11 protein-coding genes are annotated in these 18,103 nt (G+C 71.8%); 6 read left to right on the forward strand and 5 right to left on the reverse strand.

Annotated features, from left to right (window positions below):
• Positions 1–7 precede the first annotated feature (7 nt).
• Entirely contained in the window at positions 8–985 is a 978-nt protein-coding gene (locus ACFQLX_RS11495; RefSeq protein ID WP_386414237.1) for a metal ABC transporter substrate-binding protein, read from the reverse strand.
• A gap of 257 nt (positions 986–1,242) precedes the next feature.
• On the opposite strand from ACFQLX_RS11495, the gene ACFQLX_RS11500 reads away from it, so the two are divergent.
• The 3 genes from ACFQLX_RS11500 to ACFQLX_RS11510 all read left to right on the forward strand — a co-directional run bounded on the left by ACFQLX_RS11500 (position 1,243) and on the right by ACFQLX_RS11510 (position 4,289).
• Positions 1,243–2,625, forward strand: coding sequence for a glycine--tRNA ligase (locus tag ACFQLX_RS11500; RefSeq protein WP_386414238.1), 1,383 nt, complete (start codon positions 1,243–1,245; stop codon positions 2,623–2,625).
• A gap of 197 nt (positions 2,626–2,822) precedes the next feature.
• Positions 2,823–3,035, forward strand: coding sequence for a hypothetical protein (locus ACFQLX_RS11505; RefSeq protein ID WP_386414240.1), 213 nt, complete (start codon positions 2,823–2,825; stop codon positions 3,033–3,035).
• A gap of 135 nt (positions 3,036–3,170) precedes the next feature.
• On the forward strand, positions 3,171–4,289 hold the full coding sequence (locus ACFQLX_RS11510; RefSeq protein WP_386414242.1) for an MBL fold metallo-hydrolase: 1,119 nt from the start codon (positions 3,171–3,173) through the stop codon (positions 4,287–4,289).
• A gap of 28 nt (positions 4,290–4,317) precedes the next feature.
• Here ACFQLX_RS11510 and ACFQLX_RS11515 read toward each other — a convergent pair whose 3' ends face one another.
• Positions 4,318–4,980, reverse strand: coding sequence for a deoxynucleoside kinase (locus ACFQLX_RS11515; RefSeq protein WP_386414243.1), 663 nt, complete (start codon positions 4,978–4,980; stop codon positions 4,318–4,320).
• Between the two features lie 371 nt (positions 4,981–5,351).
• Between ACFQLX_RS11515 and ACFQLX_RS11520 the strand changes: the two genes are divergently transcribed.
• Positions 5,352–7,064 carry a penicillin-binding transpeptidase domain-containing protein gene (locus tag ACFQLX_RS11520; RefSeq protein ID WP_386414245.1) on the forward strand — a complete coding sequence of 571 codons (1,713 nt, stop codon included), beginning with the start codon at positions 5,352–5,354 and terminating at the stop codon, positions 7,062–7,064.
• Positions 7,065–7,099: 35 nt separating this feature from the next.
• On the opposite strand, the gene dusB is transcribed toward ACFQLX_RS11520, so the two are convergent.
• On the reverse strand, positions 7,100–8,239 hold the full coding sequence (dusB, locus tag ACFQLX_RS11525) for a tRNA dihydrouridine synthase DusB (RefSeq protein WP_386414247.1): 1,140 nt from the start codon (positions 8,237–8,239) through the stop codon (positions 7,100–7,102).
• Positions 8,240–8,775: 536 nt separating this feature from the next.
• Between dusB and ppdK the strand changes: the two genes are divergently transcribed.
• Positions 8,776–11,502 carry a pyruvate, phosphate dikinase gene (gene ppdK / locus ACFQLX_RS11530; RefSeq protein WP_386414248.1) on the forward strand — a complete coding sequence of 909 codons (2,727 nt, stop codon included), beginning with the start codon at positions 8,776–8,778 and terminating at the stop codon, positions 11,500–11,502.
• A 185-nt stretch (positions 11,503–11,687) separates the two neighbouring features.
• Here ppdK and ACFQLX_RS11535 read toward each other — a convergent pair whose 3' ends face one another.
• A complete protein-coding gene (locus ACFQLX_RS11535) occupies positions 11,688–13,082 on the reverse strand; it encodes an NAD(P)/FAD-dependent oxidoreductase (protein ID WP_386414250.1) in 1,395 nt (464 codons plus the stop codon).
• 215 nt (positions 13,083–13,297) lie between these two features.
• Complete coding sequence (locus ACFQLX_RS11540; RefSeq protein ID WP_386414252.1) at positions 13,298–13,819, reverse strand: peptidoglycan-binding protein; 522 nt, start codon at positions 13,817–13,819, stop codon at positions 13,298–13,300.
• Positions 13,820–14,248: 429 nt separating this feature from the next.
• On the opposite strand from ACFQLX_RS11540, the gene ACFQLX_RS11545 reads away from it, so the two are divergent.
• Positions 14,249–18,034, forward strand: a complete 3,786-nt coding sequence (locus tag ACFQLX_RS11545; protein WP_386414253.1) for an RCC1 domain-containing protein — start codon at positions 14,249–14,251, stop codon at positions 18,032–18,034.
• Positions 18,035–18,103: the final 69 nt, after the last annotated feature.

Raw genomic sequence — 18,103 nt, forward strand, 5'->3', positions numbered from 1 at the left:
CTGTCGCTCACTTGGCGCCGAGCGCCTTCTGCAGCGTCTTCAGGTTGGCCTCCTGGACCTGGAAGTAGTCGCTGCCCGGGGACGTGTCGCTGATGCCCTCGATCGGGTCCAGTACGGCGGTGCGCAGGCCCAGGTCGCCGGCGAGGGTCTCGGCGGTCTTGGGGCTGACCAGGGTCTCGAAGAAGACCGTGGTCACGTCGTCGTGCTCGGCGATCTCGTGCAGTTCCCGCATCCGCTTGGCGCTGGGCTCGGACTCGGGGTCCAGGCCCTTGATGGACTCCTGGACCAGACCGTAGCGGTCGGCGAGGTAGCCGAAGGCGGCGTGGGTGGTGATGAAGGTGTCGGTGGTGCGGTTCTTCAGGCCGCCGGCGAAGCTCTTGTCGAGCTTGCCGAGCCGGTCGGCGAGGTCGGCGGCGTTCCTGCGGTAGTCCGCCGCGTGGTCGGGGTCGGCCTTCGCCATGGCCTCGCCCACGCCCTTGGCGGTCTGGGCGTAGCGGACGGGGTCGATCCAGATGTGCGGGTCGAGGCCGTGCTCGTCGCCGTGGTCGTGCCCCTCCTCTTCGGCGTGCTCCTCTTCGTGGGCGTGGCCGTCCTCGGTGGTGCCGGTCTTCTCCAGGGTGGTGAACTTCGCGATGTCGACGGCGTCCTTGACGCCGGACTCCTTGATCGCGTCGTCCACGGCGGGCTGGATGCCCTTGAGATAGATGATCATGCCGGTGTCGGCCAGCTCGCCGGTCTGCCGCGGGCTCAGCTCCAGGTCGTGCGGCTCGGTGCCGGGCTTGGTGAGGGTGGAGACCTGCACGTGGTCGCGGCCGATCTGCTCGACGAGGAACTGCGTGGGGTAGAAGGAGGCGGTCACCTTCAGCCGGCCGTCCTCGGTGGTCTTCGCGGAGGCGGAGTCGCCGCAGGCGGACAGGGCAAGCGGGGCGGCGACGGCGAGCGCGGCCACGGGTATCAGACGGCGGAAGTTCTTCATGACACTCATTTTCAACTTTATTGGAAACGGTTGTCAACATCGCGAACAGTGACCCCGGCGACACTCGCCCGATATCACCGTATTCGTCCGTACGGGGTCCCGCATGTCGCCCCCGCATGTCGCCCCCGCACCGGGGCCGGACGCGGGGTGTCCGCCGCTTGCGCGGACGGGGACGGCCGCTCCCGGGCCCCGATTTGTCGAGCTCCCCCCACGCGCCGGTAGGCTGAGGCACCGCTTTCGTCCCCGTCGTAAATGAAGAGAGCACCGTGGCCGCCGACAAGATCGAAACCATCGTCAGCCTGAGCAAGCGCCGTGGCTTCGTGTACCCGTGCAGTGAGATCTACGGCGGCCAGCGCGCCGCCTGGGACTACGGTCCGCTCGGCGTGGAGCTCAAGGAGAACATCCGGCGCCAGTGGTGGCGCAACATGGTCACCTCGCGCGAGGACGTGGTGGGCCTGGACTCCTCCGTGATCCTGGCACCCGAGGTCTGGGTGGCCTCCGGTCACGTCGCGACCTTCTCCGACCCGCTCACCGAGTGCACCTCCTGCCACAAGCGCTACCGCGCAGACCACCTGGAGGAGACGTACGAGGCCAAGCACGGCCGCCCCCCGGCCGGCGGCCTCGCGGACATCAACTGCCCGCACTGCGGCAACAAGGGCGGCTTCACCGAGCCCAAGCAGTTCTCCGGCCTGCTCTCCACCCACCTCGGCCCCACGCAGGACACCGCCTCGGTGGCCTACCTGCGTCCCGAGACCGCCCAGGGCATCTTCACCAACTTCGCCCAGGTGCAGGTCTCCTCGCGCAAGAAGCCGCCGTTCGGCATCGCCCAGACCGGCAAGTCCTTCCGCAACGAGATCACGCCCGGCAACTTCATCTTCCGCACGCGGGAGTTCGAGCAGATGGAGATGGAGTTCTTCGTCAAGCCGGGCGAGGACGAGGAGTGGCAGGAGTACTGGATGCAGGAGCGGTGGAACTGGTACCGCGACCTGGGCCTGCGCGAGGAGAACATGCGCTGGTACGACCACCCCAAGGAGAAGCTCTCCCACTACTCCAAGCGCACCGCCGACATCGAGTACCGCTTCAACTTCGGCGGCCAGGAGTTCTCGGAGCTGGAGGGCATCGCCAACCGCACCGACTACGACCTCAAGGCGCACTCCGCCGCCACCGGCCACGACCTGGTCTACTTCGACCAGGACGCCGGCGAGCGCTGGACCCCGTACGTCATCGAGCCCGCCGCCGGTCTCAACCGCGCGATGCTGGCCTTCCTCCTGGACGCCTACGTCGAGGACGAGGCGCCCAACGCCAAGGGCAAGCTGGAGAAGCGCAACCTGCTGCGCTTCGACCCGCGCCTGGCCCCCGTCAAGGCCGCCGTGCTGCCGCTCTCGCGCAACCCGGAGCTCTCGCCCAAGGCCAAGGGCCTGGCCGCCGACCTGCGCAAGCACTGGAACATCGAGTTCGACGACGCCGGCGCCATCGGCCGCCGCTACCGCCGCCAGGACGAGATCGGCACGCCGTTCTGCGTCACCGTCGACTTCGACACCCTGGAGGACAACGCGGTGACCGTGCGCGAGCGCGACACCATGAAGCAGGAGCGCGTCTCGCTGGACCAGGTCGAGTCCTACCTGGGCGGCCGCCTCATCGGCTGCTGACCCGGGCCGGGCCTCCCACCGGGGCCGCCGTCCCCGCCGATCGCCTCGTACGCGGTCGGGGGCGGCGGCCCTCGGCGTTCCCCGGGGCGCCCGCGACCGGGCGGCATGTGCCAATCGGCCGGGAGGGGCTGCGTGCGGTGCGGCGGGTGCTGCACACTGATGCCGATTCGCACGCGGCGTGCGGCGGGGAGGTTCACATGCGCGCGATGGCCATGAGCCGGGTGACCGGCACGGACGGGGAGGGCCGCGCCCACACGGTGCGGGTGGCCGGGGCGGGGAGCCGGCGGCGACTGGAGTGCGACAGCTGCGAGTGGCGCCGCCCGGCGCAGTTCCTGGCGTGGCTCAAGGCCCAGGAGCACCTGTCCGAGGCGCACGGCGCGGTGGTCCCGCTGGAGGGCGGGGGCTCGTAGCCGGGCGCGGGAGTACGTACGTACGGGCGGCCCTGACGGCCCTGACACCCCGGCGGGTACGGGGCCGCGGAACATCGCGCGCCCATCGGCCGTTGATCCCAGTGCCCTTCGCGCCCATCCCCCAGGAGCGGCTTCATGAGCACACTGCGCCCCGCGTCCTTCGGTGCCGAGCCCCGCGGTGAGCGGCTGGAGCGGATCCGGCGCTCGCCCCACTACGACCTGGCGGCGGGCGCCTTCCGCAACCCCGTGCCCGCGAGCACCTCGCCCACGCCGGGGGGTGCCTCCCGCTGGGAGATGGCCCGCCGGATCCTCGCCCGCGAGGGGCGCGCGCCCACCGGGCGGATCCCGCTGCGCCGCCCCGACCTGGCCGCCGCGCCCGCGAGCGGCCTGCGGGTCACCTGGCTCGGGCACTCCACCGCGCTGGCCGAGATCGACGGGCGCCGGGTGCTCTTCGACCCGGTGTGGGGGCGGCGCTGCTCGCCCTTCGCCTTCGCCGGGCCCAAGCGCCTCCACCCGGCGCCCGTACCCCTGGCGGAGCTGGGCCCGCTGGACGCGGTGGTCATCTCGCACGACCACTACGACCACCTGGACACGCCCACCATCCGCCGACTGGCCGCGCTGGACGTCCTGTTCGCCGTCCCGCTCGGGGTCGGCGCCCATCTGGAGCACTGGGGCGTGCCCACCGCCCGGATCGCCGAGCTGGACTGGCACGAGTCGGTCGAGGTCGCCGGCCTGACGCTGACCGCGACGCCGGCGCGGCACTTCTGCGGGCGCGGGCTGCGCAACAAGCAGCAGACGCTGTGGGCGAGTTGGGTGGCGGCCGGCCCGGAGCACACGGTCTTCCACAGCGGGGACACCGGCTACTTCCCGGGCTTCGCGCGGATCGGGGAGCAGTACGGGCCGTTCGACGTCTCGATGGTGCAGATCGGCGCGTACTCCGAGTTCTGGCCCGACATCCACATGACCCCGCAGGAGGGGGTGCGCGCCCATCTCGACCTGCGCGGCGGGGTGCTGCTGCCGATCCACTGGGGCACCTTCAACCTGGCCCCGCACGCGTGGGCCGAGCCGGCGGAGTGGACGCGGGACGCGGCGCGCGAGGCCGGCGTGCCGGCGGCCTTCCCGCGGCCGGGGGAGTCGTTCGAGCCGGCAGGGCAGCTGCCGGCCGAGCCCTGGTGGCGCGCGCTCTCCGCCCCGCTCGACCGCCCGTGGCGCAGCCCGCGACCGGCGCCGGACCTGCGGCCGAGCGAAGCCTAGGCTGCGCCCGGCCGCCGGTCCGCGCGGTTCACGCCCCGACGGGGCGCAGTGCCAGGGCGTCCTTGACCTGCTGGGCGACGCGGGCCGCGTCCTCGGGGTTGTTCACCACGTCCGTGGTGGTCATGTCGATGACCAGGACCTCGCTGGCGGAGTAGTGCCGGTGCACCCAGTCGTCGTAGCCGGACCACAGCGTGCGGTAGTACTCCACCAGGCTCTCGTCCTGCTCGAAGTCGCGCCCGCGCAGCCCGATGCGGTGCATCACCGTGGCGAAGTCCGCCTTCAGGTAGACCATGAGGTCGGGCGCCTTGCGGTAGGGCAGGCCGTCGATCTCGCGCATCATCTCGTCCAGCAGGCCCTCGTAGACCTGCATCTCCAGGGTGCTGATGCGGCCGAGGTCGTGGTTGACCTTGGCGAAGTACCAGTCCTCGTAGATGGAGCGGTCCAGGACGTTGTCGCCCGCCCGGTACGCCTCCTTGATCGCGGCGAACCGCGTCTTGAGGAAGTACAGCTGCAGGAGGAAGGGGTAGCGCTTGGCCTGGATCTCCTCGGGGCTCGCCGTGTAGAAGAGCGGCAGGATCGGGTTGTCCTCCACGCTCTCGTAGAAGACCTCGCTGCCCAGCTCCTTGGCCAGCAGTTCGGCCACGCTGGTCTTACCGATGCCGATCATGCCTCCGACGCAGATCACTGGCATTCCTCGCTTCTCCCTGAGGGTCAACTGTCCGTGGGGGCGCGGGAGTCGGGCACTCCGCGCCGTTGAGACGCGCACCCGTGGGCCCCCGGGGGGCCGGGAGCGTCGTGATCAGCGTCGGAGGTCGGGTCCGGCCCCGACCGCGGTCCTGGTGCGGACCGCCGTACTGGGGCCCTGACCGCTCCGCGGCCGTCGTGCGACGACACGTCGGGTGGACGACCGACGTGCATCTTAAAGGACGGGTGGGACCGGGTGGTGCGTCGGCTGCGCCCTCCCCGCGCAGACCCGGTTGGGGCAATCGGCGCGGCCCCCCTCGCGTAACCGGCATACCGTGCGTATCAGTCATGTGGTGTCGGTCGGTGAGGAGCTGCGGGATGAGCAACGGCGGGTCGCGGTCGGACGGCATAGGTCGGTGGGGGTGGCGGGCCGGGGCGCTCGGCATGGCGGGGATGGTGGGCGTGGCGGGCGCAGCGCTCAGCGGCTGCGGGAGCGGCGGGGAGCGCGAGCAGCGCGTCCAGCCGCTGGGGGCGGGGGAGATACGGACGGTCGCGGACGCCTTCCTCGCCGACTGGGCCGCCGGCCGCCCGGCGCGGGCCGCCGCGCTGACCGACGACCCGGTGGCCGCGAAGGCCGCGCTCGCCGGCTACGCCTCGGGCGCCGGGGTGTTGCGGGTGGCGATCGCGCCGGCGGCCCCCCGGGGGCGCGAGGTCCCGTACGCCGTGACCGCGCAGGTGCGCGGCGGGGACGCGAAGGCCCCGTGGACGTACGACTCCCGGCTGACCGTGGTGCGCGACGCGAAGAGCGGCAAGGCGCTCGTGCACTGGACGCCCTCCGTCCTGCACCCCAAGCTCCAGGCCGGGGAGCGGCTGCGCACCGGGGCCGCGCAGGGGCCGCCCGTGCGGCTGCTGGACCGCACCGGGGCCGAGCTGGACACCGCCGCGTTCCCGTCGCTGTCGACCATCGCGGTCAACGTGCGCAACCGCTACGGGCTGCGCGCGGGCGTCTCGGGGCCGGTGGAGATCTGGGTGGTGCCGGCGAAGGGCGCCAAGCGGGCCGCCACCGTACGGACCACCATCGACCCCGTGCTGCAGAGGGCCGCCGAGCAGCAGGTCGCCGGACGCTACGCCGCGCTGGTCGCGGTGCGGCCCAGCACCGGCGAGATCATGGCCGTCGCCAACTCCCCCCAGGGCGGCCAGGACCTGGCGCTGCGCGCCGAGCTGGCGCCCGGCTCCACGATGAAGGTGATCACCGCCTCGCTGCTGCTGGACAAGGGCCTGACGGCCAGCACCCGCGAGCACCCCTGCCCGCAGTTCGCCGCCTACGGGGGCTGGCGCTTCCACAACGTCGACAACTTCGCCCTCCCCGAGGGCTCCACCTTCACCCAGTCCTTCGCCCGCTCCTGCAACACCGCCTTCATCGGCATGGCGCCCAAGCTGAAGGAGGGCGACCTGCACCGCCAGGCCCACGACGTCTTCGGCATCGGGCTGCGCTGGGAGGCGGGCGTGCCCACCTTCGACGGCGACGTCCCCGCCGCCTCCTCCGACACCGCGCTGGCCTCCGAGCTGATCGGCCAGGGCGAGGTGCGGATGAACCCGATGACGATGGCGTCGGTCTCCGCGACCGTCAAGGCGGGCGTCTTCAGGCAGCCCTACCTCGTCGCCCCGGGCCTCGACGGCAGTACGCCCGCCAAGGCGCCCCGGGCGATGAAGCCCTCCACCGCCGCCCAGTTGCGGACCATGATGAAGGAGACGGCGACCTGGGGGACGGCCGCCGGCGTGATGGGCGGCCTGAAGGGCGACGTCGGCGCCAAGACCGGCACGGCGGAGGTCGGCGGCCCCGACGACAAGCCCAACGCCTGGTTCACCGCCTACCGCGACGACCTGGCGGCGGCGGCGCTGGTGCCCAGCTCCGGGCACGGGGGTACGTACGCGGGCCCGCTGGTCCGCGGCGTACTGGCGGCGGCCCCCGACGCGCCGGGCCCGAAGACCCCCGACAAGACCACCCCGGAGGAGCCGGCGTCGGGGGAGCCGGCGTCAGGGGAGGGCGGGGAAGGGGAGGCAGCCCCCGAAGAGGCCGCCGCGGACTGAGAGTTGGGCGGCTGAGCGTGCGGCGCGCCCCGCGCTCAGCCGCCCGAGGTGTCCAGCTCCGCGTCCGCGCCGATGCGCGCGCACTCGTACGGATCGTCCAGCCAGCCCTCGGGCAGCACCACCCGGTCGCGCCCGGCGGTGCGCCCGCGCGGGCCGTCCGCGCCGTGCTCCGGCCAGGGCTGGGCGAGGTCGAGCTGTGCGAGCAGTTCGTCCAGTTGCGCCAGCGTGGAGCTGGCCGCCAGCCCCTTGCGGACCTCGCCGCCGGCCGCGAAGCCCTTCAGGTACCAGGCCACGTGCTTGCGGAAGTCGACCACGCCGCGCGTCTCGTCGCCCATCCACTCGCCCAGCAGCTGTGCGTGGCGGCGCATGACGACCGCGACCTCGCCCATCGTGGGCCGCGCGAACCGCGTACGCCCCTCGAAGGCCGCCACCAGATCGCCGAACAGCCACGGCCGGCCCAGGCAGCCGCGGCCCACCACGATCCCGTCGCAGCCGGTCTCGGCCACCATCCGCAGCGCGTCGTCCGCGCACCAGATGTCGCCGTTGCCCAGCACCGGGATCTCCGGCACGTGCTCCTTCAGCCGCGCGATGGCCTCCCAGTCCGCCGTGCCGCCGTAGTGCTGGGCGGCGGTGCGCCCGTGCAGGGCGATGGCGGTGATGCCCTCCTCGACGGCGATGCGGCCGGCGTCGAGGTAGGTGAGGTGGTCGTCGTCGATGCCCTTGCGCATCTTCATCGTCACCGGCAGGCCGCCCGCGCCCGCGACGGCCTCGCGGAGGATCTCGCGCAGCAGGTGGCGCTTGTACGGCAGCGCGGAGCCGCCGCCCTTGCGGGTCACCTTGGGGACGGGGCAGCCGAAGTTCAGGTCGATGTGGTCGGCGAGGCCCTCCTCGGCGATCATCCGGGCCGCCTTGCCGGTGTACACCGGGTCCACGCCGTAGAGCTGGATGGAGCGCGGGGTCTCGGTGGGGTCGAAGTGGACGAGCTGCATGGTCTTCTCGTTGCGCTCGACCAGCGCCCGCGTCGTGATCATCTCGCTGACGAAGAGGCCCTTGCCGCCGGAGAACTCCCGGCACAGCGTGCGGAAGGGCGCGTTCGTGATGCCGGCCATGGGTGCGAGCACCACGGGCGGCGCCACGGTGTGCGGGCCGATCTGCAGCTGGGACGGCTGGGTCATCGGGGGCTTCCTCGGGTCGTACGACGGTGGGGGCGACCTCCTAGTGTCCCACGGCCGCAGAGGCGGGCGCCCGGTCGTCGCGACGCCTCCCCGCCGGCCGGGGAAGCGGACCGGATGCTGGGATGAACCGGCGGTGAACCGCGTGATTCTCGCCACGCCTGATGAGGTAGGCGCTCAGATGAGCATCGTCGGTGCGTAGTCACTTCTCGCATTCGTGGCACTCAGTGCCACCCCATTGCGTTCGCTTCTTGAAGCCAATGCCACCCTTTGCGTTCGAGGAAGCGCGGTGCGTCCGCATCCGGGCGATACTCGGGTGGATTGGATGCAAGATTCGAACGGTAGCTGCGGTACCAAGCCTGCCCGTGGCATCCCAGGAGAAGTGCTCAGATGAGCCAGCGATCGCTAAGTGGATGTACCCAGACACCTTCGATCTGGGTATGTTCCTCGCCGTCAGGGCAGAGAGCAGTCGCGTCGCGTCCATGAGAGTCCATGAGAATCCATGAGCGTCCGCGTGCAGACACGAGGAGACGATTCCCGTGCCGGAAGACCAGCAGGTAGAGCAGCAGAAGTTCGTCTACGACTTCCACGAGGGCAACAAGGACCTCAAGGACCTTCTCGGCGGCAAGGGAGCCAACCTCGCCGAGATGACCAACCTGGGCCTGCCGGTGCCGCCGGGCTTCACCATCACCACCGAGGCGTGCAAGGAGTACCTCGTCTCCGGCGAGGAGCCGGCGGCGCTGCGCGACGAGGTGAGTGCGCACCTCGACGCCCTTGAGGCGCGGATGGGCAAGAAGCTGGGCCAGGCGGACGACCCGCTGCTGGTCTCGGTGCGCTCCGGCGCCAAGTTCTCCATGCCCGGGATGATGGACACCGTCCTGAACATCGGCCTCTCCGACGAGTCCGTGCAGGGCCTCGCCGCGCAGGCCGGCGAGGAGCGCTTCGCCTGGGACTCCTACCGCCGCCTCATCCAGATGTTCGGCAAGACCGTGCTGGGCGTCGACGGCGACCTCTTCGAGGAGGCCCTGGAGGGCGCCAAGCACGCCAAGGGCGTCGCCTCGGACGTGGAGCTGGAGGCCAAGGACCTCAAGAGGCTGGTGCAGGTCTTCAAGGAGATCGTCGCCAAGGAGACCGGCCGCGACTTCCCGCAGGACCCGCGCGAGCAGATGGACCTCGCCGTCCACGCGGTCTTCGACTCCTGGAACACCGACCGCGCCAAGCTCTACCGCCGCCAGGAGCGCATCCCGCACGACCTGGGCACCGCGGTCAACGTCTGCTCCATGGTCTTCGGCAACCTGGGCCCCGACTCCGGTACGGGCGTCGCCTTCACCCGCGACCCGGCCTCCGGCCACGCGGGCGTCTACGGCGACTACCTGCAGAACGCCCAGGGCGAGGACGTCGTCGCCGGCATCCGCAACACGATGCAGCTAGCGGAGCTGGAGGGCCTGGACAAGAAGTCCTACGACGAGCTGATGCAGATCATGCAGAAGCTGGAGACGCACTACCTCGACCTGTGCGACATCGAGTTCACCATCGAGCGCGGCAAGCTGTGGATGCTGCAGACGCGGGTGGGCAAGCGCACCGCCGCCGCCGCGTTCCGCATCGCCACCCAGCTGGTCGACCAGGGGCTCATCGACGAGGCCGAGGCGCTGCAGCGCGTCACCGGGCACCAGCTGGCGCAGCTGATGTTCCCCCGCTTCGACTCCGACCACAAGGGCGAGCTGCTCGGCCGGGGTATCGCCGCCTCGCCCGGTGCGGCGGTCGGCAAGGCGGTCTTCGACTCGTACACGGCCGTGAAGTGGTCGCGCTCCGGCGAGAAGGTCATCCTCATCCGCCGCGAGACCAACCCCGACGACCTGGACGGCATGATCGCCGCCGAGGGCATCCTGACCTCGCGCGGCGGCAAGACCTCCCACGCGGCCGTCGTCGCGCGCGGCATGGGCAAGACGTGCGTGTGCGGCGCCGAGGAGCTGGAGGTCGACACCAAGCGGCGCCGGATGACCGCGCCCGGCGGCGTCGTCATCGACGAGGGCGACCTCGTCTCCATCGACGGCTCCACCGGCAAGGTCTACCTCGGCGACGTCCCCGTGGTGCCCTCCCCGGTCGTGGAGTACTTCGAGGGCCGCATGCACGCGGGCGCCGAGGACGCCGACGAGCTGGTCGCCGCCGTGCACCGGATCATGGCGTACGCCGACCGCGTCCGGCGGCTGCGGGTGCGCGCCAACGCCGACAACGCCGAGGACGCCTCCCGGGCGCGGCGCTTCGGGGCGCAGGGCATCGGCCTGTGCCGTACCGAGCACATGTTCCTGGGCGAGCGCCGGCAGTACGTCGAGCGCCTGATCCTCGCCGAGTCCGACGAGGAGCGCGAGGCGGCGCTGACGGCGCTGACCCCGCTGCAGAAGGACGACTTCGTCAGCCTCTTCGAGGCGATGGACGGACTGCCGGTCACCGTGCGGCTGCTGGACCCGCCGCTGCACGAGTTCCTGCCCGACATCACCGAGCTGTCCGTACGCGTCGCGCTCGCCGAGTCCCGCAAGGACCACAACGAGAACGACCTGCGCCTGCTGCAGGCCGTGCACCGCCTGCACGAGCAGAACCCGATGCTGGGCCTGCGCGGCGTGCGCCTGGGCCTGGTCATCCCGGGCCTGTTCGCCATGCAGGTCAAGGCCATCGCGGAGGCGGCGGCCGACCGGCTCGACGCCAAGGGCGACCCGCGCGCGGAGATCATGATCCCGCTGGTGGGCACCGTCCAGGAGCTGGAGCTGGTGCGCGACGAGGCCGAGCAGGTCATCGCCGAGGTCGAGGCCCGCCGGGGCGTGGAGCTGAAGCTGACCCTGGGCACCATGATCGAGCTGCCGCGCGCCGCGCTGACGGCCGGGCAGATCGCGGAGTCGGCGGACTTCTTCTCCTTCGGCACCAACGACCTCACCCAGACCGTCTGGGGCTTCTCCCGCGACGACGTGGAGGCCAGCTTCTTCACGGCCTACCTGGAGAAGGGCATCTTCGGCGTCAGCCCCTTCGAGACGATCGACCGCGACGGCGTCGGCGCCCTGGTGCGCTCGGCCGCCGAGGCCGGCCGGGCCACCCGCCCGGACCTGAAGCTGGGCGTCTGCGGCGAGCACGGCGGCGACCCGGAGTCGGTGCACTTCTTCCACGAGGTGGGCCTGGACTACGTCTCCTGCTCCCCCTTCCGCATCCCGGTCGCCCGGCTGGAGGCGGCCCGCGCCGCCGCCGCCACCGAGGGGGGCGGCAGCGACCACCGCTGACCGGCCGCCGCCGGCCGACCACCGCTGACCAACCACCCGAGCCGGACCGGGGGTTGCGGGACCACGAACCCGTACACACCCTCACCCCGGACGGCTCCACGGGGGCCGCGCCTTGTGCGGAGGCGCGGCCCCGTCGGTTTTCCTCCGGCGGGCGGCTCCCCTCCGTACGCCTGCCTCTGCGCCCCTCAGCGGCCGGAGACCGCGTCCGCGAGCCTGGCCAGTTTCGAGGTGCGGCCCAGGGTCTCCTCGCGGGCGTCCGCGCGGCGGTAGAGGCCGTACATCAGCTGCACGCCCAGCCAGCGCAGCGGCTCGGGCTCCCAGCGGCGCACGCGGCGGCCGACCCAGGGGAGCGTGGTGAGGTCCGTCGCCTCGCCCAGGACCAGGTCGCGCAGGGTGCGCCCGGCCAGGTTGGCGGTGGCGACGCCGTGGCCGGTGTAGCCGCCCGCGTACCCCAGGCCCGTGCCCTCGTCCAGCACCGCCGTCGCGCACCAGTCGCGCGGGACGCCCAGCACGCCCGACCAGGCGTGCGCGACGGGGACCCCGCGGGCCGCCGGGAACATGTCGGCGAGCATCCGGCGCAGCACGTCGACCGTCCACTGCGGGGTGCGGCCGCCGTCGTCCAGCCGGGAGCCGAAGCGGTAGGGTCTTCCCCGGCCGCCGAAGGCGATCCGGCCGTCGGCGGTGCGCTGGGCGTACATGTAGTAGTGCGCCATGTCGCCGAGCAGCTCCGCGCCGCGCCAGCCGATGTCGGCCCAGGCGTCGTCCGGGAGGGGCTCGGTGACGATCATCGAGCTGTTCATCGGCAGCCAGTCGCGGTGGCTGCCGGGGAAGGCCGCGGTGAAGCCCTCCGTGCAGCGGATCACCCACGGCGCCGACACCGTGCCGTGCGGCGTGACCGCGCGCGCCTCCGCGGCCCCGGCGCGGGGGAGGAGGTCGGTCACCGGCGTCCGCTCGTACACCTCGACGCCCAGCGCCCGCACCGCCGCCGCCAACCCCCGTACCAGCCTGGCGGGTTGGACGCGGGCGCAGTGCGGCGTGAACGCCGCGCCCAGTCCACCGGCGACGGCGATGTGCTCGCCGGGCTCCGTCAGGCGCAGGTCGTCCTCGGTCAGACCCCAGGAGCGGGACGCCTCGACGTCCGCGCGCAGGCGCGCGAGCTGCGCCGCGTTGCGGGCCACGGTGACCTGCCCGCCGTGGACGAGGTCAGCGTCGATCCCGGCCTTCGCCGCCTCCGTGACGACCTCGGTGACCGAGGCGTGCAGGGCGTGCTGGAAGCGGACCACCGCCTCGCGGCCGTGCGTACGGGCGAACGCGGCCCGGGTGCCGGGCAGTTCCCCGACCACCCAGCCGCCGTTGCGGCCGCTCGCCCCGTACCCGGCGAACTCCTTCTCCAGGACGACGATCCGCAGCTCGGGGCGGGCGCGCTTGAGGTAGTACGCCGTCCACAGCCCGGTGTACCCGGCGCCGACCACGCACACGTCGGCGTCGCGGCCGCCGGGCAGCGGGGGGCCGGGTGCGGGAAGGCCGGTCTCGCTGAACCAGTGGGAGACGGAGCCGTTGGCGGGGGTGGTGGTCCTCATGGGCGCAGATTCTGCTGGATCCGGGGCAGGAACGCACTAGGTGGACCGGAATCGTAACCAGAGGGGCTGGATGGCTGCGGATTTCGTCGCAGAGGGCCCAGGGAGCGGACCGGGCCGCGGCGGAGCCCCTTCGCACTCGCGTACCCGCCCTCGTGCGAAGGGGCTCCGCCGCCCGGGAGCGCTCGGGCCGGAGGGTCGGGGGCTCCGGCCGGCGGCTAGGAGCAGGTGCGGTAGTCGTAGCCGGCGATGCGATCGATGCCCGCGTCGCTGAAGTGGTAGCGGCCGTCATTGCCGCGCCATACCCGCACGACGCCCTGCTCGCCCTCGTACCAGTAGGGCGCCCCGGTCTTCCCGAAGGTCGAGTTGACCAGGTTGTCATCGGCCCTGCCGAAGGTCTCCTGGCCGACGATGCCGTTCGCGTAGTCGGCGCCCAGGTAGCGCATCTGCCACTCCTTCGTGGCCTGGTACGTGGCGACCTCGAACTCCCCGTCGATCTGTTCCGAGGCCAGGAGCCCCTCGGCGACGAGGATGAGCTGCCACATGCAGGTGGCGTTGGAGGACCCGTACGAGTTGACCGAGAGAACGCCCTCGTCGTCCCAGTCGTTGGTGAAGTCGCCGCCACCGCTGACGTACCCGTCGGTGGTGTTGGCCGAGGCGGGAGTCGTGCCCAGCACACCCAGTGCCGATGCCGCCGCGACGGCGGCGACGAGGGTGGAGCGGAGTACTGGCCTACGCATGTGTTCCTCCTGGAACGTCGCTGACCCGGGGCGGGCTTCGCACCCGGTCGGACGCTGCCGCGTCCCGGAGGAGACGCTAGGAAGCCGAGGCGCACCGGGCGTTAGCCCCGCCCGCCGATCCATTGGGTCTCGCGGTCCGGCCGGACTGGTGGATCAGCTGCGCTCAGGGGAAGTCGATGGCAGTGGTGCGAGTGGGGCGATCATTCTGCCGAAATGTCAACCCGTCGTGGTATGCGCGGATGCCGTGACTTTGTCTAGCGTTGTGGTTCGGCGCCGCGGGGTCGACCACCTCAGGTTGCTGCTGGTATCGCCAGCAGGTTCCCCATCAGGGAGCTGGGACGGGTCGACGAGCCGCGACGCGGCTGCCTGCGGCCCCGGCAGCGTTGTGCTGCCTGCTGCTCATGTGTCACTGACTCTGGAGGAGTTGGCATGCGGCACAAGGCTCGTGACCATTCCCGCAGCATCGGGGAGGGGGGTGCGGGACGCCGTCGAAAGCTGCTTGTCGCCGCTCTCGCCGCGCTCTCGATAGCCTCGCCCGCGCTGGCGGCCGGAACCTCGCAGGCGACCCCGGCGACGGAGCGTCCGGCTCCGGCGTCGCAGCACCGGTTGAAGGACGACAAGGGACGGGCGCCCGGTACGCACGGCCCGCTGCCCAAGGGCTTCTCCACGACGAAGCTGTCGGTGAAGTTCGAGTCCGAGCGCGAGCTGCGGGTACGGGGCGGGAAGCCGTCGGCCCGTGACGCGGGCGACGCCGCGCAGCTGCGGGCGCTGCTGGCCAAGCATCCGGGGGCGGAGATCGAGCCCCTGTGGAAGCGGCCGGTCCGCACGCTCGACGAGGAGCGGGCCACGTTGGAGCGCAGGACCGGTCGCGAACTGCCCGACATGACCTCGTGGTTCACGATCACGGCGCCGGAGGGCGTCGAGGAGCTGCTGGGCGAGCTGAACAAGCTGGACGCGGTGGAGTTCGCGCAGGCGGAAGCGGTTCCGCGGCCGACGAGCGCGCCGGGCAGTGCCACGGTGACGGCGGCGACAACGAGCGAGCCGCTGCAGGGCACGCAGACGTACCGCACGGCGGCCCCGGCGGGCTCGGACGCGGACTACGCGAACACCCTCCCCGGGGGGCGGGGGGAGGGGATCACGGTCACCGATATCGAAGTCACGCAGAATATGCGGCCGGCAGGTGGAGTGGGCTCGGTAGCGGCCGGCGCGCGGCACTCTCTGGCCGTCGGTGACAACTACTTCGCTGAACCCCAATACTGGGGAGTGTGGGCGTGGGGCGACAACGCGTCTGGCCAGTTGGGCAACGGGACTACGACCAGCAGCAAGGTCATGGTGCGGGTCGAGGGGCTGAAGCAGGCGAAAGCGGTCGCTGCCGGTAACGCGCACTCGGTGGCCTTGCTACCTGACGGAAGCGTGTGGGCGTGGGGCGGCAACGCCTACGGCCAGCTCGGTGACGGCACGACGGTGGACCGCACCAAGCCGGTGCGGGTCTCCGGTATCTCCAACGCGGTCGCCATCGCGGCGGGATCCCGTCACACCCTGGCAGTGCTCGCGGACGGCTCAGTGCTCGCCTGGGGCAGCAACAGTTCGGGTCAACTCGGTGACGGTACGACCACACGCCGTACCGCCCCCGTGACGGTCCTACCGGCGGGCTCTGTGACGGCGGCAGCCGGCGCGATCGCGGGCGGCGGCTCCCACTCCCTCGCCATCGCCGCCGACGGCCGCGTACTGGCCTGGGGCCACAACGGGCTCGGTCAGCTCGGTGACGGCACGTCCACCACGCGCACCACCCCGGTCGTCGTCGCCGACATCAACAGCGGTGCTACCCAGGCGACGCAGGTCAGCGCGGGAGCCTTCCACAGCATGGCCCTGCGCTCCGACGGGGCGGTGTACACGTGGGGTGCGAACGAGTCGGGGCAGCTCGGGGACGGCAGTTACGACGAGAGCCGAGTCACGCCGGCGGCTGTAACGTTCCCCAGCGGCTTCACCCCGAAGAGCATCGCCGCAGGTTCGTCCTTCAGCACGGCGATCGCAATGGAGGGCGGCGGCAAGCGGAGCATGTGGGCCTGGGGCAGCAACGCGCAGGGGCAGTTCGCTGTGGGATCCACGGGAGCGGCCATCGCGACGCCGACCCGCAGCGGTCTGTCCGTTGCGGGTACGGACGTGGTGGCAGCGGGCTCGGAGCATGTCATCAGCACCTCGGTTCGTGCGGCGGGCGACAACGCCTTCGGCCAGCTTGGTGACAACACGACCACGGACAGCCTCGTGCAAGTTGAGGCCAAGCGGCGGTTGAACATATGGAACACGTGCCATGAGGATCTGGTCGACCGGCCGGGGGGAAAGCCCGTCTACCTGACCGGCGACCTGGCCGGTGGATGCCACTCCGGCTACGCCTCGGATCATGGAACCGCCGCCATCGGCGTCTCCGGCGCCGACGACCGCAACGGTCGCGGCATGGCGGGTACAGCCGCGGCAGCCAAGCTCCAGCTGATCGATACCTTCGCCCCGGAGGGTGAGTGGGAAGCGTCGATCGCACATTCCGCCCCGGGTGATGTGATCTTCATCGAGTATGGCATTTCGCTCGGGCCGATCGAAGTGGACAGAGCCGACTATGATCAGATCGTCTACGCCACCGCCAAGGGGATCACCGTCGTCGAACCGGCCGGAAACTTCCCTGACCGGAGCCTGGACACCTCCCCCGGCATCGACGCGTGGCGGAGCTGGCCGGACTCCGGCGCTCTGATGGTCGGCGGGGGATGGCCCACACTCCCTGCGGGTTCCTGCACCGTCAGCTACGGACCGGCGCGTTCTCAGGCGAGCACCTATGGCTCACGCGTCAACGTCCAGGGCTACTACGGCTGTTCGTCCACTCCAGGCACGCCCGCCTCGCACAATGTTGGTTCGCAGGATCTCACCCTCAACGAGACAGACCCGGACAAGATGTACACCGGCAGCTTCAGTGGCACCTCGAACGCCTCCGCCATGACCGCCGGTACCGTCGCCTCCCTCCAGGGCGTGGCCAAGAAGCTCGGGCGGGTGCTGACGCCGTGGGAGGTGCGGCAGATCCTCGTGTCGACCGGGACGCCGCAGACCGGGGACCTCTCCAAGCACGTCGGTCCGCTGCCCGACCTGCGGAAGGCCATCGGGTTCCTGAAGAACAGCGTCGCCGCCTCCGACAGTCGCACGATGGCCGTCTCCTCCGACCCCGGCGGTTCGGTGAAGGCGTGGGGAGCCGACTGCGCCCCCGCCGCCAGCGACTGCACGAGCCCCGTCGCCGTCCCCGGCCTGACCGGCGTCAGCCGCCTGCCCGGGTCCCTCGCCTACGGCGAGCAGCACGCCCTCGCGGTCAAGGCCGACGGGACCGTGTGGGCATGGGGGGCCAACGGGAGCGGTCAGCTCGGGGACGGCACCACCACCGACCGCGAAGCCCCCGCCCAGGTGCCCGGTCTCAGCGGCATCACCGCCGTCGCGGCCTCCGGGTCGTACTCCCTCGCGCGGAAATCGGACGGCACCCTGTGGGCCTGGGGTGCCAACCAGGCCGGTCAGCTCGGGGACGGCACCACCGCGCAGCGGCTCACTCCGGTGCGGGTGGCCGGCCTGGAGGGGGTCGCCGCGATCGCCGCCGGGTACGACTTCGCGTTCGCGTCGAAGGCGGACGGGACCCTGTGGGCCTGGGGTTCCAACATCGCCGGCAAGCTCGGTGACGGCACCACCACCAACCGGTCGACGCCCGTGCAGGTCCTCACCGGGGTCTCCCCGCTCCCGGGCAGTGTGAGCGCCGGCCTCAGTCACGCCCTGGCCGTCAAGACCGACGGCACCGTGTACTCCTGGGGCAACAACAGCAACGGTAAACTCGGCGACGGCACCACCGTCGGCCACCGGGTCCCGGCTCCCGTACCAGGCCTGACCGGTGTCGCGGCGGTCAGCGCGGGCGCCTGGAACTCCCTCGCCCTGCGCGTCGACGGAACACTCGCCTCCTGGGGCGACAACGAGCAGGGCCAGATCGGCAACGGGACCACCGGACCCGACGCCCTCACGCCCGTCTCGCTGAGCGTCCCCACCGGTATCGGCGCCATCGCCGTCGGGAGCGCCCACGCCATCGCCGTACGCCCCGACGGCACCACCTACACCTGGGGCTACAACGGTGCCGGGGAGCTGGGCAACGGGACGACGACGTCCACCGCCACGCCGACGCCACTGGCCGCGACGCCGTGACGGGCTAGGTGCAAGAGCGGGGGTGTGCCTCGGTCGAGGCACACCCCCGCTCGCGGGGACGCCCGGGTG

Source organism: Streptomyces polyrhachis, from assembly GCF_042663125.1.
GTDB classification, from domain to species: Bacteria; Actinomycetota; Actinomycetes; order Streptomycetales; family Streptomycetaceae; genus Streptomyces; species Streptomyces polyrhachii.

What these genes read in the sequence shown, in the direction of transcription:
- dusB (WP_386414247.1), bottom strand. Translation starts at nt 8,239, where the DNA reads ATGACCCAGCCGTCCCAGCTGCAGATCGGCCCGCACACCGTGGCGCCG.
- ACFQLX_RS11505 (WP_386414240.1), top strand. Translation starts at nt 2,823, where the DNA reads ATGCGCGCGATGGCCATGAGCCGGGTGACCGGCACGGACGGGGAGGGC.
- ACFQLX_RS11540 (WP_386414252.1), bottom strand. Translation starts at nt 13,819, where the DNA reads ATGCGTAGGCCAGTACTCCGCTCCACCCTCGTCGCCGCCGTCGCGGCG.
- ACFQLX_RS11495 (WP_386414237.1), bottom strand. Translation starts at nt 985, where the DNA reads ATGAGTGTCATGAAGAACTTCCGCCGTCTGATACCCGTGGCCGCGCTC.
- ACFQLX_RS11520 (WP_386414245.1), top strand. Translation starts at nt 5,352, where the DNA reads ATGAGCAACGGCGGGTCGCGGTCGGACGGCATAGGTCGGTGGGGGTGG.
- ACFQLX_RS11535 (WP_386414250.1), bottom strand. Translation starts at nt 13,082, where the DNA reads ATGAGGACCACCACCCCCGCCAACGGCTCCGTCTCCCACTGGTTCAGC.
- ACFQLX_RS11545 (WP_386414253.1), top strand. Translation starts at nt 14,249, where the DNA reads ATGCGGCACAAGGCTCGTGACCATTCCCGCAGCATCGGGGAGGGGGGT.
- ACFQLX_RS11515 (WP_386414243.1), bottom strand. Translation starts at nt 4,980, where the DNA reads ATGCCAGTGATCTGCGTCGGAGGCATGATCGGCATCGGTAAGACCAGC.
- ACFQLX_RS11510 (WP_386414242.1), top strand. Translation starts at nt 3,171, where the DNA reads ATGAGCACACTGCGCCCCGCGTCCTTCGGTGCCGAGCCCCGCGGTGAG.